The sequence below is a fragment of the Janthinobacterium salmonicoloratum genome, from assembly GCF_051380845.1.
GTDB classification, from domain to species: domain Bacteria; phylum Pseudomonadota; class Gammaproteobacteria; order Burkholderiales; family Burkholderiaceae_D; genus Janthinobacterium; species Janthinobacterium lividum_F.
Map to the genome: position 1 here is coordinate 205,163 of NZ_JBNYXV010000001.1, position 13,619 is coordinate 218,781.

The following is a 13,619-nucleotide window of genomic DNA, read 5'->3' on the forward strand; positions in this document are numbered from 1 at the left end:
CTTCTATATAGTGGGTGGGAACTGCAGCGTGCAATCCTGCGCCGTCTTGCCTGCGATAAAGCGGGTGCTGGCCTGTTCAAAGCAGGTGGGCGCCGTCCATAAAAGGAAATGCGGGGCGTTGTGCACGGCGGACAGCGCCACCTTGCCGGCCTTGCTCTGTGTCAAAGCCTGCACTTGTGCCTGCGCGCCCGCGTACGGCGTCTTCGGATCCAGTGTTCCCTGCAGCACCAGGGTGGGTGGCACTTTCATCGGCAAGGCACCGAAATAGGCGTCGCGCGGGTAGGTGGGCAAGCCGCCTCCCAGCAAGATGCGGGGCAATGGACTGGTAAACAGCAAGTCCGCCTCGTCGCGGTCGATGTCGGTGGTGGCCCAGTTCGGGCGCAACGAAGGTTGCAGATTGTTTTCCGAGTTGCTGATGATATTGACCAGCGGTATCGACAGCGGCGACTGGGGATAACTGCCCAGGCCAGCTGCCGCCTGCGTCAGGATGGCGCGCACGGACGCCAGTTCCGCCTCGCCGCCCTGGTCCAGGTCGTGCAGCAGATACGGGATGCGGGCGCGCGCGGCCGGCACGTCGAGCATGCCGCCCAGGAAGTTTTTCAGGTTTTTGCCGGGGATCTTCGCCAGCAGTGCGGGATCGGCCTGCACCTTGTCCAGCACGCGGCGGTACAGGGTTGCGGCCGGCTCACCCAATGCCGCATGGCAAGCGGCATCCGCGTCGCATTGGGCCAGCACCTGCACGCCGACCGTGTTGACCACGTGCGAACGCTGGCTCAAGTCCCGGCGCGCATCCGTTTGCGGCGGCACCAGCGAGTCGAGGATGACGCCCTTGACGGGCAGCGGCCCCAGCTGCAAGGTGCGCAAGACCAGTTGCGTGCCGTAGGACACGCCATATACATAGACCGGCGGCTTCTTGCTTCCGCGTTCGCCTTCGATCAAGGCTTTCAAGTCGCGCGCGGCCATCGTGATGGAAAACTGGCCCGCGTATTCCGGCATCAAGTTGATGCCGGCAAAGCAGCTGCCCCATTCGGCCCCGGCCAGGGCGCGGCCGCCAGGACTTTGTTCGGACTCTTCCACCTTGCACAGGCGAGAAGAGTGGCCCGTGCCCCGATGGTCGGGGATGAGGAATTCAAAGCCGGGAAAACTGCGGCGCAAGGTGGGCAGCAAGCTGTAGAACGAAGCGCCCGATTCGCCAGGGCCGCCGGCCACCAGCCACAAGGTGCCCCTGGCGGGCTTGCCGGCAGGCACATCGGCGGCAAACTTGCGCACGAAGACGTGCATGGCATCCTTGTCGCCGACGGCGCGCCCCTGGGCGTCGTAGCTGCCGGGTACGTTCAAGCCCGAGCACAGGCTGCCGGGAGCGGCCGTATCGGAGCAAGGCGTGAAAAACAGGGGTTCGGCATGCAGGCCGGCGCTGGCAAGCAGCACGGCCATGAGGGGCAAGCGTGGCAGAAAGGTCATCGGCTACTTTGGCGGCGGTGGAGATCAAGCGCCAAAGTAGCGTTTTTTACAGCAATTGTCCAGATGGAAATATTTCTGTGTGGGACTATGCTTGCTTATTGTTACGCAGCAAGCGCAAACCGTTGGCCACCACCAGCAGGCTGGCGCCCACATCGGCGAATACGGCCATCCACAAGGTCGCCGTGCCGGCCAGGGCGAGGCCGAAGAAGACGGCCTTGATGCCGATGGCAAAACTGATGTTTTGCACGAGGATGCTGCGCGTGCGCTGGCTCAGGCTGATGAATTCGGGCAATTTCCCCAGTTCATCATCCATCAAGGCTACGTCCGCCGTTTCGATGGCCGTGTCGCTGCCGGCCGCGCCCATGGCAAAGCCGATGTCTGCTTGCGCCAGGGCAGGAGCGTCGTTGACGCCATCGCCCAGCATGGCGACCACGCCAAACTCTTGCTGCAAGGCCTTGATTTCATCGAGCTTGTTTTCCGGCAGCAATTCCGCCTTGACCAAGCTGACGCCCACTTCGGCGCCGATGCGCTGCGCCGTCAGCAAATTGTCTCCCGTTAGCATCACGGTGGTGACGCCCAGGGCATTCAATTTGGCGATGGCAGACGCCGCCGTGGGGCGCAGCACATCGGCCACGGCGATCACGCCCAGCGCGCCGGCTGGCGTGGCCAGCACCATGGCCGTGTACGCTTGCTGTTCCAGCCGCGCCAGGATGGCTTGCAGTTCCGGCGTCAAGACCTTCAATTCCGTCATCAGGCGCGCATTGCCCAGATAATACGTCTGGCCATCGATATTGCCTTGCACGCCGCGTCCATGCAGGGCGGCAAACTGGCTGACGGGCAAATGGCTGCCGGCGGGCGGGCCCGCCTTGACGATGGCGGCGGCCAGCGGGTGGGCCGAGTTGGCATCCAGGCTGGCGGCCAGCAGCAAGATGGCGTCGCGGCTGCTGCCCTCCATTGCCACCACGTCCGTCACGGCCGGTTTGCCCATGGTCAAAGTGCCCGTCTTGTCGACGGCGATGGCCTTGATGCGGTAGCCCGTTTCCAGGAATTGCCCGCCTTTTACCAGTATGCCGCGGCGCGCGGCCGCCGTCAGGCCGCTGACCACGGTAACAGGCGTGGAAATGACGAGCGCGCATGGGCAAGCGATCACCAGCATCACCAGCGCTTTATAGACCCAGGGCATGAAGGGCTGGCCCAGCAGCAGTGGCGGCAGCACGGCCACGAGGATGGCGAACACGACCACGGCCGGCGTGTAGTAGCGGGCGAAGTTATCGACAAAGCGCTGCGTCGGCGCCTGTTTTCCCTGGGTTTCCTCGATCACCTTGACAATTTTCGCCAGGGTGCTGTTGCCGCTGTTGGCCGTCACGGTGACGTCAAGCAAGCCCCGTTCATTGATGGTGCCCGCGTACACGACGTCGCCCACGGCCTTGTCCACCGGCATGCTTTCGCCCGTGATGGGCGCCTGGTTGACGGACGATGCGCCGCTGGCCACCACGCCGTCGAGCGCAATGCGTTCGCCCGGCTTGACACGCATCATGGTGCCGATGGCTACCGTGGCGACGGCTACTTGCTGCCAGGCGCCGCTCGCGTCGGCGACCGTCGCCGTATCGGGTGCCAGTTGCATCAGGCTGTGCACGGCGTTGCGCGCGCGGTTCAGGGACAGGCCTTCGATCAGCTCGGCAATGGCGAACAGGAAAATGACCATGGCCGCTTCTGGCCACTGGCCGATGGCGATGGCGCCAAACACCGCCAGGCTCATCAGGAAATTAATGTTCAGGGTGAACGTTTTGAGGGCAATCCAGCCCTTTTTCAGGGTCGGCCAGCCACCCGTGGCGATCGATAGCAGGGCTAGGGCGATGACGAGGGGCGAACTGTCTTCATGCGTGGTCCACGCCAGCGCTTCGGCGCCGGCAGCAGCCAGGCCGGAGACGACCAGCAAGCCTTTCTGCAGACTGCTGAGGCTGCCTTCATCCGGATCGCGCGCGACGACGGCGTCCGCCTTCATGGGAATCGCTTGCATGCCGATGCCGTGCAGCGCCGCTTCCACCGTGGCCAGCGAGGGCAGGGTGTGGTGCACGTCGAGAACCCGGTTCATCAGGTTGAAATCGAGGCCCACCACGCCAGCCATATTGGCCAGCTTGTTGCGGATCAGCCGTTCTTCCGTAGGGCAATCCATGTTGGCGATACGGTATTTGGCCGTGTTCGCGCCGGCGATGGCTTTGCTGGGCAGCGCTGGGCCAGATGGTGCGGCAGGCGTGGCCGAGCACGCATGCTGGCTGGAACAGCAGCTGGCTGCCTTGGGCGCAGCGGCCGGGGCTGCTTCGTGCGCATGCTTGTGATCGTGCTGATGGTCGTGCTTATGATCGTGGCCCTGCGCGTGGTTATGGCTATCGTGCGGCATCGCATCATCCTTCCGGTTTCGTGTATGCTTCCATTAGAAACCCTGTAGCGGCTACAGGGTCAAGCGGAATTTGCACGAAAGAATGAAAAGGGGATGCCATGCGTATCGGAGAACTGGCCAAACGGACAGATTGTGACGTGGAAACCGTGCGTTACTATGAAAAGGCGGGCTTGCTGCAGGAACCGGGCCGCAACAGTGCCGGCTACCGCGAATACCGCGAAGAACACCAGGAACGGCTGCAATTCATCCGCCATTGCCGCTCCCTGCAGATCGGCTTGACGGATATCCGCGCCTTGCTGGAATTTAAGAACAATCCGGCCGAAGGCTGCCAGAGCGTCAACGAATTGCTCGACCACCATATCTTGCGCATCGCCGAGCAAATGGCCAACCTGCAAACCTTGCAGCAGCAACTGGTGACCTTGCGCCACCAGTGCGACCAGCCGCAGCCGTCACAGGACTGCGCCATCCTGCAAAACCTGTCCGAGGCGGCCAGCGGCCACGACTGCGCCTGCCATACCGAACTTCATTGAACCGATTGCTGCATGCTGAAACTGATACCTCGAAGTACTTTACTCACCTTGTCCCTGTTGTCGCCGCTGGCCCATGCCGCCGATGCTCCTGCCGCCGCCCATTACCTGACCCTGTACGCCGTGCCCGGCGTGCCGTTGGACGATGACCCGTATACCTGGAGCACGGTCGGCGGCAAGCAACTGACGAAAGGCGTGACCAAGGCCGACGGCCGCGCCTATCTCAAGGGAGAGGAGGGCGAAGAGTCGTATGTCCTGGAAACGCTCAGCATGCGCTGGACCTTCCTTGTGCCGGCTCGCTGCTGGCAGGAAACGCCTGCCGCCTTCCAGTCATGCCTGAAACTCAAGCAAAGCGCCAGCCTATACGATATCGAACAGGATGCGGCAAAACTGGCCAGAGAGAAAGATCAACAGGCCAAGGCGGCGGCCTATGTACTGGCGGCCCAGGCCAACGACGATGCGCTGGCCTGGCTGGGCAAATTGCCGCCGCAGTGGTCGATGCAGGAACACGCCAAGCGTCTGCTGTCCATCGGCGACAAGATCCAGCGGCATATCGCCAGCGGCTTGCGGCAAGGCGGCCCCGATGTACGCCAGTTCGTCTGCAAGGCGCCCACGGCCTATGGCGCCTTGCCGCAGCAGCAAGCCGTGCTGGCCTATCAGCTGCAGCCGCTGCCCGTGCTGCGCGCCGGTGCCGTCTGGGACCAGCTGCTTGCGGCTGCAGCACAGGGCAACTGGATGGCGCTCCTGGAAGTGTATTACGCGCTGGCGGAACGCAAGGTGAGCGAACTGAGCTATGTGGAGCAGGCGCGCCTGGTGCAATTGATGGAATGGCTGCACCAACGCGAAATCGCTGGCCTGTACAGCTTTTTCACTGCCCCTACCATCGGCGATGGCGCCACGCAAGACCGCGTGGCGCGCCTGGCCGCCATGCAGGGCAGCGTTACCGACCAAAGCGTCGTGGGGATGCTGCTGCAGGACGAGGAGGATCCGGCGCTGAAGGCGGCAGGCAAGCGCATGCTCGACTGCGCGGCAGCGGCCATGCAGTCACCGCGCTAACGCGGCTGCAGGGGCGGGCCGCCATCGCCCAGGCGGAAGGCATAGCTCAAGCGGCTACCAGTCGGCCGGGTCTTCCGCCGCCGCGCGGGCCAGGTCATCGTGCCAGTCCTGCTGCGCCAAGTGATAGATATCGGTAAAAAAGGCGCGCGGGTCGGCCATGTCATCCCACCGGGCGGGCAGGGCGTAAGTACTCTCGGGATCATGTTCGAGGATGGCCTGGAAGTCATAATCAGGGTCTTGCAGCGCCTGCGCCAGCACGGCCACCAAAGCATGGCGGTGGCGGTAGCTGAGCTCCTTGTACTGCGACGTGATGTCGCGCCGTATCAGCGCCGCACGCTGGCTGGCATCATTCATGTCCCAGGTGTCCAGTTCCACGCCCAGGGTTTCTTCGCGGTCATACACATCGAAGGGGCCGAGGAAATGGTAAAGCGTGGGCTCATACGGCACGTCTACCCAGGGGCTGCGCAGGCCTGTGGGCTTAGCTTTCGGCATCATGTGGATTACGCGCACTCTGGCAAGGTCCAGCCTTCATAGCCCATGTCGGTCGGGTAGATGGCGCGGTTCTGGCCCCAGCGGGCATGGTCGAGGATGCCGTCTTCATGCATGTCCAGCACCCATTCCGTGCTTTCCAGCAAGGTGCCATCCTTGTGGTACACGCGGAAGAAGGTGGACGTGCTCAGCGCGCGTACGATGTTCTGCGGCACGCCATTGCCATAGTGCGGCACATAGGTCTTGATCACGCACGTGCCCTGGTCGTTCCACTGCTGGGTGTACACGGTGGCATTGCGCGCCGCGCTCACCTTGATGAAGAGCCAGCCTGCCAGCAGAATGAGGAACAGGAAGGCGGCGGCGATCAGGCCGGTTTTCTTGAGTAACTGCATGAGGTCATGGCATGGCCGAAAACGAAGTTGCTGCATTGTATGTCAAGTGCAGAAATACTTGCTGTACAGCATGTACGTCGAGTATTTAGCTGCGTATTGCAGTCTATTTCGCCAATGCCGCCTGCAAGGCGTTCGCCATGTCCAGATGATGTTGCAACGCTGGCAAGGTCTTCTTGGCGAAGGCCTTGATGTCCGGGTCGCTGGCCTTCTGGCCGGCATCCGTAAACAGTTTCACGGCCTCTTTGTGCGCGGCCACGCCGATGCTGGCCGCATATTCCTTGTCGAATTGCTGGCCTTCCAGACGGCCCAGCTTGTCGATCTGCGCCTGGTGCTTCATGCCGGGCTGGTCGCTGACCTTGATCTGCTTGCTGCTGGCCAGCTGCTTCAATTCTTCGGCCACTTTCGTGTGGTCCGTGACCATGGCATCAGCGAATTTCTTTACCTCGGGATTGCTGCTCTTGCTTTGCGCCACTTTGCTGGCGGCAATTTCCGTACTGCCCGCGTCAGCGGCCTTGCTGAGAAATTGCTTGTCGTACGCGCCCGGCGCGGCGGCGGCGATACTGCTGATGGCGATGCCGCTCAGCAGCGCCACGGCGGCGCCGATGGCCACACTCTTCAGCGAGGGGGTACGGGAACTGGTGGTGGAGATACGCATGGGATTCCTTTCGGGTATGGTTTTTTCTACAGGCTGATGGCAATGTTAAGCCCGCAGGCTGCGCACACCCATAGGACGCGTGCGATGCTTCCCGTAGGACTAGTCCTGTTCGTTAGGGCACAGTTCCACTTGTTTTAGAGCAAACAAGGCGGTGATGCCGGCATCCCGGCGCCAGGCGGGCATGCCGATATCGAGCCACTGCGCCATCGCCTCCAGGTGGGCTGGCTCCGAGACGCTGTGTTCGAGTTCGTCGAGCACCGTGTCCCGGTCTATATACAGGCTGTCCAGCCAGGCGTCGAACGAAGGCGCCAGTTCCAGCATGCCGTGGGCGCGCTTGCCCGTCCAATCCGGTAACTCCTGCACATAGGCCAGCACCCGGCCGCCGCCTTCCTCCGTCAGATCCAGGTAAACCATGGAATTGCCGCCATCGCGGGCGAAGGGAAGGATGCGCACCGGCATGTCCATATTCTTGCGCTCGGAGCGGATTTCGCCAACCAGGGTTTCATCGCAGAAATCGCCTTCCTCAGCGCTGAAGAAGGTATTGAAGCCCATTTTTTCCACACCGCCATTGCCGTCCGGCACATCGCAGGTGTAGTCGAACCAGGCGCCGTTGGCCACTTGCAGGAAAGCCAGAAAGGCCGGCGGCAAGGGCGCCTCCAGCAAGGTTTCGATGGCGGCGATCTGCTGCGCCGTGGGGGCTGGCTTGGCGCCCTCGATTGCCAGATGACGGTACTGCGTGTAATGGTTGCTCATTGATAGTCCTTGTCTTTATCCTTGTATATGCACTGGCGCCACATCGTTGCAGCCCGTCTCCACCTTGGCCAGCGCATCGACGAGGCCCGCGCGCAGCACGGCCATCGAGCGGGCCTTGTCGTCGATCTGGGCAATTTTCGTTTGCAGCATGTCCCGCTTGGTAGCCGCATCGAGGGCATTTTCCTGCCAGACGGCAATGACTTCGGCAATTTCCTTCAGTGTAAAACCCAGCGCCTTGGCGTGACCGATCAGCTCGATGCGCCGCAAGGCTTGCGCCGAGTATTCCTTGTAATTATTCGTCATGCCCGGCTGCGGCGCTTCGTCCAACAAGCCCTGGCGCTCGTAAAAACGCACCGTGTCCTTGCTGACGCCTGTCAGGCGGGTGATTTCTCCGATGCGCATCGATTCCTCTTGACCGTGGACTAAAGACCACAGTTTACAGTGAATTTCTCTTCACTACGATTCAATTGCCATGACCGCATTCAATTACTCCAAGCAGACCGTGCTGATCACGGGCGCCTCGTCCGGCATTGGCCGCGTCTTTGCAGAAACCCTGGCCGCACGCGGCGCCCATTTGCTGCTGCTGGCCCGCTCCGGCGCCGTGCTCGACAGCCTGGCCAGGGAGCTTTCCCAGCGCCACGGTATTCGCGCGCACGCGCTGGTGGCCGACTTGAGCCTGCCCGGCGCGGCCACCCACGCCCATGCTCAAGCCTGCGCGCTGGGCATGCCGCCCGATGTGCTGATCAATAATGCGGGATTCGCCACGCATGGCCGCTTCGAAAACATCAATCTTGCGCGCCAGGCGGCCGAAGTGACCGTCAATTGCACGGCGCTGATGGAACTTACGCACTGCGTCTTGCCGCACATGCTGGCCCAGGGGCGGGGCGCCATCATCAACGTGGCGTCCACGGCAGCCCTGCAGCCCGATCCCTACATGGCGATTTACGGCGCCAGCAAGGCTTTCGTACTGTCGTTTTCGGAAGCGCTGTGGGCGGAAAACCGCAGCCGTGGCGTGCGGGTGCTGGCCCTGTGCCCGGGCGCCACGGACACGGCCTTCTTCGACGTGGTAGCCGCGCCCGAAGCGGCCGTGGGCCAGCGCATGGCGCCGCAAACCGTGGTCGACGAAGCGCTGCGCGCCCTGGACCGGAGCCGCAGCAGCCACGTGGCGGGCCGGCCCAACCGGCTACTCGCCTGGCTGCCGCGCCTGCTGCCGCGTCAAACCGTGCTGGGCATCGTGGAAGGCATGCTCAAGCCGAAAGCGGTGTAGGTATCAGAACGCCATGGTGGCGAACATGGCCAGCACGGCCGTCGCCATGACGATGGTGGACAGCCAGCCCAGCACCCGCAGGCGGCGCGAAATGGTCAAGGTTCCCATGATGGCGGGGCGCGACGCCATCACCATCATCAAAGCCATGATGGGCACGGAAATGACGCCATTGATGACGGCGCTCCAGTACAGCGCCTTGATGGGGTCGAGCGGCGTGAAGCACAGGGCCGCGCCGATCAAGGTGGCCGTGACGATGATGCCGTAGAACTTCTTGGCCGCCCTGGGCGCCAGTTCCAGGCTGTTTTTCCAGTGAAAGGCGCCCGCCATGGCGTAGGCGGCCGAGCCGGCCAGCACGGGAATGGCCAGCAAGCCCGTGCCGATGATGCCCAGGCTGAACAGGGCGAAGGCGAACTCGCCGGCGATGGGGCGCAGGGCGGACGCGGCCTGGGCCGACGTGTCGATATGCGTGATGCCTTGCGCACCCAGGGTCACGGCCGTGGTCAGCATGATGAAAAATGCCACCAGGTTGGAAAAGCCCATGCCGATGGCCGTGTCCATCTTGATGCGCTGGAATTGCCGTGGCGCCAGCTCGGGCGTGCGGCGCAAGGCTTGCGCGCTGGAATCTGCCTGCAAGTCCTCCACTTCCTGCGAGGCTTGCCAGAAAAACAGATAGGGACTGATCGTGGTGCCGAACACGGCCACGATCATGGTCACGGAGGCGGCCGACCAGGTAAACTGTGGCCAGACGGTGCGCAGCGCCACTTCGCCCCAGGGAATGTGCACGGTCAGCACGGTGGCCACGTAGGCCAGCAAGCCCAGGGTCAGCCATTTCAGGATGCGCACGTACTTTTGATAGGGAATGAAGACTTGCAGCAGCAGGGACAGCAGGCCGAAACCCACGGCGTACAAGTGGGTGGGACCGCCGATGATCAGGGTCAAGGCATCGCCCATGGCGGCCACGTCGGCGGCGATATTGATGACATTAGCCAGCAGCAGCAAGCCAACGATGGCGTACAGCAAGGATCGGGGATAGTGGCGCCGGATATTTGTCGCCAGCCCGTGCCCGCTCACCCGGCCAATCTTGGCGCTGATGACCTGGATGCCCAGCATCAGGGGAAACGTCAGGCAGACGGTCCACAGCATGCCGAAGCCGAACTGGGCACCGGCCTGCGAATACGTGGCGATGCCGCTGGGGTCGTCGTCGGCCGCGCCCGTGATCAGGCCAGGGCCCAGCTTGCCCAGCCAGGTGTCGGATGGGGCCGCCTGCTGGCGGACGGCGTCAGCGCGGGCGCTGTCGGTGTGCATGCGTGGCTCCTGTGTGGTGGTGCGAGCAGCGTATCACAGGCGGGCGGCGTCCAGCTGCCTACGTTTGTATCAGTAACGCGCATCCTTGGGCTTGCCGCCCTTTGGCCAGTCCTTCACCTTGTCGGGGAAGTCCGGGCGCGGCATGTGCGTAAAATATTCGGCCACGTCGACGGCATCCTGGTCGGACAGGTTGCCTTGCCCCAGCGGGAATTTCTGGCCGTGGCCCATCACCATGTTCGCCTTGACGAAGCCGGCCGCCGTGTAAGTGCGGGCCATGCCGGCGCCGATATTGAACGAGCGCTCGCCCCACAGCGGCGGGAAGGCCACTACGCCGTTGGCGCCCTTGATGCCCTCGCCATTCGCGCCATGGCAGACGGCGCATTGCTCGGCATACACTTTTTTGCCATGCACGGGATCGGGCAGCAGATTGCGATCGATCTTGGCCACGCCGCGTCCCGGCACCTTGTCGTTCGCTTGCGTGGCGCCCTTCATCCAGTCGATATAGGCGACCATCGCTTGCAGGTCGGGGCCGTCTACGGGCAGTGGCTTGCCGTGCATGGAGCGGCGGAAGCAGCCATTGATGCGCTCGCCCAAGCTGATCACCTTGCCGGCGCGCGGCGCTTCCGACGGGAAGAAGGCGGAAATGCCGAGGAAGGGCGAACCGCTCGCCACCGTGCCGCCATTCAGGTGGCAACTGCTGCAATTGAGGTCGTTGCCCACGTTTTGCGGCAGGCGCGCGCGCGTTTCCGTCATCAGCTGCATGCCGTGGATCAATTGACTGGCATGCGGATCGGCCGTCAGGGCCGCGAAGCGGGGCGTGACGAAGCCGCCCGCGTCCGGCGCCTTGAGCTTGAGCTCCTTGCGCACTTTGGCGATCTGCGCAGGCATGACGGGCGCGCCGTGATTGCCCCACTTGCCGCGCACAAAGGTGAGGATTTCCGCCAGTTCCGTGTCCGACAGGCGGTCATACGCGGGCATGCCGAAGGAACGGGGCGAATGCTGCGTGACGGCGGACTGCCAGCCCGTCAGCGCGATATGGATGACGGAGGTGGCATCTTTCGACAGCACCGAGTCGTTCTGCGCCAGCGGCGGGAAGATGTTTTCCACCCCACGGCCGTCGCGGCGGTGGCAGGTGGCGCAAAACTGCAGGTAGCCGAGGCCGCCGCGCGTGTTGTACAGGGCATCGTTGCTGGCTACCGCGACGGCCGCGGTTTTCTTCGGCGGCGCGGCCGCCCCGTCCTTGGCCGGCAAGCTGTGCAGGTAATGGGCCAGCGCGTCGAGGTCGCCATCCGTGAAGTACTGCGTGCTATGGGTAATGACTTCCGTCATGCTGCCGGCCGCCGTGCCGAAACTGTTGCGGCCAGTCTTGAGCAATTGCACGATGTCGCCTGGCGTCCACAGATTGCGCAAGTTCACCGCATGCCAGCCGTCGAAGGTGAAGCCGGATAAGTAGAGCTTGCCGCTGCCGCCATCCTGGCCCATGGTTTTTTCTTGGAAGGCCACGCCGCGCGGCGTGTGGCAGGAGCCGCAATGACCGAGCCCTTGGGCGAGATAGCTGCCCCGGTTCCACATGGCCGACTTGGCGCTGTCGGGCTTGAACGGCGCGTCGTCGAGGAAGACGGCATTCCACAGCGACAAGCCCCAGCGCATACTGAATGGCCATTTCATGTCCGTTTCGCGGTTTTGCTGCGCCACGGGCGCCACGCCGCGCTGCAGGTAGGCGTACAGCGCCTGCATGTCGTCGGGCGTGATCTTCGCGTAGGAAGGGTAGGGCATGGCCGGATACAGATTGCGCCCATCGGCCGCCACGCCCTTGCGCATGGCGCGGTCGAACTGCGCGTAGGTATACGTGCCCAGGCCCGTCTTGGTATCGGGCGTGATATTCGTGCTGTAAATGGTGCCGAACGGCGTTTTCAGTTCCAGGCCGCCGGCCATGGCGGCGCCGTTCGGGCTGGTGTGGCAGGCCACGCAGTCGCCGAGGCGGGCGACATATTCGCCGCGCTTGATCAGCTCGGCCGAGGCGGTGGGCTTGGCGGGCGTCGCGGCAGGCGCGGCCCAGGCACTGGCGCAGCAGGCCAGCATGCCCAGGAGCAACAGCATTGCCGTGAGCCAGGTAGTTCTCGGAAAGAAAGAAGTGTGGGAGCGGTGCGACCCGCGAAGCAGGCTGGAAATGGCGTTCATGGTGACCCTTTATTATTACGCGCAAGCATACGCATACGTCACCACGGCGAAAATTGGGAGTTTCTTTCGATTAACTAGGTAATCTTCCCTAGTGTTTTAGCCTGGAAAATCGTGTAAGGCCGCTTACAAGCTGGCCATGATGCGCTCGCGCAACCAGCGGTGCGCCGGATCCAGGTGCATGCGCTCATGCCAGACCATGGCCATCTCGTAATCGGGCAGGCTGACGGGCGGCTCCCACGTGCGCAGCCCGCCCAGGGCGTTTTTCAGCAGGCGCGATGGCAGCAGGGCCACCATGTCTGATGCGGCCAACAAGGGCGGGACGATAAGGAAATGCGGCACGGACAGCACCACCTTGCGCGTTCGGCCCAGCTGATCCAGCGCCGTATCGACGTTGCTGCGGAAGCCGCCGCCGTTGGGCGAGACAACGATGAATTCGAGCGCGCAGAATTGATCGAGGTCGGGCGGCGCCTGCAGCAGCGGGTGGTCGTGGCGGCCCGCCAGCACGTAGTGTTCGGTAAACAGGGTGCGGTGGCGCAAGCCGGGCGGCGCTTCTTCCTGCGCCAGGAAACCCAGGTCGACCTGGCCGCTTTCCAGCTCTTGCGCCATGCGCGCCGGCACGGCTTCGAACACGGCCATGCGCGACAGGGGCGCCTGCTCGCGCAGGGCGGGCAGCATGGGCAGCAAGATCGCATATTCGGTGGCGTCGGCCGCCGCCAGGTTCCAGCGCACCTCGGCCGTGGCCGGGTCGAACGCCTGTTCCGGCTGCAAGACCTGCTCCAGCTGGGCCAGCACGGCTTGCAAGGGCGCGAACAGGGTCAGCGCCCGGGCTGTGGGCAGCATGCCGCGCGGACCGGGCAAGAGCAGCGGGTCGTCGAAGGCCGCGCGCAACTTGCCCAGTTGCACGCTGACGGAAGGCTGGCTCAGGTGCAGCCGCGCGGCCGCTCGCGTGACGTTACGTTCAATCAACAGCGCGTTCAGGGTCAGCAGCAGATTCAAGTCCAGCTTGTGTAAATCCAGCTTATAGAAATTGTTCATGGCTATACCTTGTATATCAACTATTCATTTCCACTATGATAGCGCAAGCCCTACAGTAGTTCCTGTGATATCCACTCCTCATCTATTACAGGAACTA

At 63.2% G+C, this 13,619-nt stretch carries 13 protein-coding genes; 3 read left to right on the top strand and 10 right to left on the bottom strand.

The annotated features are described in order from the left end of the window. Positions 1–3: 3 nt before the first annotated feature. Both ACQ4WY_RS00910 and ACQ4WY_RS00915 read right to left on the bottom strand, forming a co-directional pair. A complete protein-coding gene (locus ACQ4WY_RS00910; protein WP_436502416.1) occupies positions 4–1,461 on the bottom strand; it encodes an alpha/beta fold hydrolase in 1,458 nt (485 codons plus the stop codon). Between the two features lie 85 nt (positions 1,462–1,546). Beyond that, positions 1,547–3,862 (bottom strand): heavy metal translocating P-type ATPase, encoded by a 2,316-nt coding sequence (locus tag ACQ4WY_RS00915; protein WP_436502417.1) that lies wholly within the window; start codon positions 3,860–3,862, stop codon positions 1,547–1,549. Between the two features lie 98 nt (positions 3,863–3,960). On the opposite strand from ACQ4WY_RS00915, the gene cadR reads away from it, so the two are divergent. Further along, positions 3,961–4,392 carry a Cd(II)/Pb(II)-responsive transcriptional regulator gene (cadR, locus tag ACQ4WY_RS00920; RefSeq protein ID WP_034787498.1) on the top strand — a complete coding sequence of 144 codons (432 nt, stop codon included), beginning with the start codon at positions 3,961–3,963 and terminating at the stop codon, positions 4,390–4,392. Between the two features lie 12 nt (positions 4,393–4,404). After that, the gene (locus tag ACQ4WY_RS00925) at positions 4,405–5,445 is read left to right on the top strand and encodes a hypothetical protein (protein WP_436502418.1); all 1,041 of its coding nucleotides are present in this window, start codon (positions 4,405–4,407) and stop codon (positions 5,443–5,445) included. A 54-nt stretch (positions 5,446–5,499) separates the two neighbouring features. Here the strand turns inward: ACQ4WY_RS00925 and ACQ4WY_RS00930 are convergent, their stop codons facing one another. The 5 genes from ACQ4WY_RS00930 to ACQ4WY_RS00950 form a co-directional block, all read right to left on the bottom strand. Continuing rightward, the gene (locus ACQ4WY_RS00930) at positions 5,500–5,940 is read right to left on the bottom strand and encodes a hypothetical protein (protein WP_436502419.1); all 441 of its coding nucleotides are present in this window, start codon (positions 5,938–5,940) and stop codon (positions 5,500–5,502) included. 5 nt (positions 5,941–5,945) lie between these two features. After that, entirely contained in the window at positions 5,946–6,326 is a 381-nt protein-coding gene (locus ACQ4WY_RS00935) for a hypothetical protein (protein WP_436502420.1), read from the bottom strand. A 103-nt stretch (positions 6,327–6,429) separates the two neighbouring features. Beyond that, complete coding sequence (locus tag ACQ4WY_RS00940) at positions 6,430–6,981, bottom strand: DUF4142 domain-containing protein (protein ID WP_436502421.1); 552 nt, start codon at positions 6,979–6,981, stop codon at positions 6,430–6,432. Positions 6,982–7,080: 99 nt separating this feature from the next. After that, positions 7,081–7,734 (bottom strand): SMI1/KNR4 family protein, encoded by a 654-nt coding sequence (locus ACQ4WY_RS00945; protein WP_436502422.1) that lies wholly within the window; start codon positions 7,732–7,734, stop codon positions 7,081–7,083. Positions 7,735–7,749: 15 nt separating this feature from the next. Beyond that, positions 7,750–8,136 carry a MerR family transcriptional regulator gene (locus tag ACQ4WY_RS00950; RefSeq protein ID WP_436502423.1) on the bottom strand — a complete coding sequence of 129 codons (387 nt, stop codon included), beginning with the start codon at positions 8,134–8,136 and terminating at the stop codon, positions 7,750–7,752. A 70-nt stretch (positions 8,137–8,206) separates the two neighbouring features. On the opposite strand from ACQ4WY_RS00950, the gene ACQ4WY_RS00955 reads away from it, so the two are divergent. Continuing rightward, the gene (locus ACQ4WY_RS00955) at positions 8,207–9,001 is read left to right on the top strand and encodes an SDR family NAD(P)-dependent oxidoreductase (RefSeq protein WP_436502424.1); all 795 of its coding nucleotides are present in this window, start codon (positions 8,207–8,209) and stop codon (positions 8,999–9,001) included. Between the two features lie 3 nt (positions 9,002–9,004). On the opposite strand, the gene ACQ4WY_RS00960 is transcribed toward ACQ4WY_RS00955, so the two are convergent. From ACQ4WY_RS00960 to ACQ4WY_RS00970, 3 genes are all read right to left on the bottom strand, one after another. After that, positions 9,005–10,306 carry an NRAMP family divalent metal transporter gene (locus ACQ4WY_RS00960; protein WP_436502425.1) on the bottom strand — a complete coding sequence of 434 codons (1,302 nt, stop codon included), beginning with the start codon at positions 10,304–10,306 and terminating at the stop codon, positions 9,005–9,007. 69 nt (positions 10,307–10,375) lie between these two features. After that, the gene (locus tag ACQ4WY_RS00965; RefSeq protein ID WP_436502426.1) at positions 10,376–12,406 is read right to left on the bottom strand and encodes a c-type cytochrome; all 2,031 of its coding nucleotides are present in this window, start codon (positions 12,404–12,406) and stop codon (positions 10,376–10,378) included. Between the two features lie 204 nt (positions 12,407–12,610). After that, positions 12,611–13,522, bottom strand: coding sequence for a LysR family transcriptional regulator (locus ACQ4WY_RS00970; protein ID WP_436502427.1), 912 nt, complete (start codon positions 13,520–13,522; stop codon positions 12,611–12,613). Positions 13,523–13,619 lie beyond the last annotated feature (97 nt).

What these genes read in the sequence shown, in the direction of transcription:
- ACQ4WY_RS00910 (WP_436502416.1), bottom strand. Translation starts at nt 1,461, where the DNA reads ATGACCTTTCTGCCACGCTTGCCCCTCATGGCCGTGCTGCTTGCCAGC.
- ACQ4WY_RS00960 (WP_436502425.1), bottom strand. Translation starts at nt 10,306, where the DNA reads ATGCACACCGACAGCGCCCGCGCTGACGCCGTCCGCCAGCAGGCGGCC.
- ACQ4WY_RS00915 (WP_436502417.1), bottom strand. Translation starts at nt 3,862, where the DNA reads ATGCCGCACGATAGCCATAACCACGCGCAGGGCCACGATCATAAGCAC.
- ACQ4WY_RS00940 (WP_436502421.1), bottom strand. Translation starts at nt 6,981, where the DNA reads ATGCGTATCTCCACCACCAGTTCCCGTACCCCCTCGCTGAAGAGTGTG.
- ACQ4WY_RS00965 (WP_436502426.1), bottom strand. Translation starts at nt 12,406, where the DNA reads ATGCTGTTGCTCCTGGGCATGCTGGCCTGCTGCGCCAGTGCCTGGGCC.
- ACQ4WY_RS00925 (WP_436502418.1), top strand. Translation starts at nt 4,405, where the DNA reads ATGCTGAAACTGATACCTCGAAGTACTTTACTCACCTTGTCCCTGTTG.
- ACQ4WY_RS00930 (WP_436502419.1), bottom strand. Translation starts at nt 5,940, where the DNA reads ATGATGCCGAAAGCTAAGCCCACAGGCCTGCGCAGCCCCTGGGTAGAC.
- ACQ4WY_RS00935 (WP_436502420.1), bottom strand. Translation starts at nt 6,326, where the DNA reads ATGCAGTTACTCAAGAAAACCGGCCTGATCGCCGCCGCCTTCCTGTTC.
- ACQ4WY_RS00950 (WP_436502423.1), bottom strand. Translation starts at nt 8,136, where the DNA reads ATGCGCATCGGAGAAATCACCCGCCTGACAGGCGTCAGCAAGGACACG.
- ACQ4WY_RS00970 (WP_436502427.1), bottom strand. Translation starts at nt 13,522, where the DNA reads ATGAACAATTTCTATAAGCTGGATTTACACAAGCTGGACTTGAATCTG.
- ACQ4WY_RS00955 (WP_436502424.1), top strand. Translation starts at nt 8,207, where the DNA reads ATGACCGCATTCAATTACTCCAAGCAGACCGTGCTGATCACGGGCGCC.
- cadR (WP_034787498.1), top strand. Translation starts at nt 3,961, where the DNA reads ATGCGTATCGGAGAACTGGCCAAACGGACAGATTGTGACGTGGAAACC.
- ACQ4WY_RS00945 (WP_436502422.1), bottom strand. Translation starts at nt 7,734, where the DNA reads ATGAGCAACCATTACACGCAGTACCGTCATCTGGCAATCGAGGGCGCC.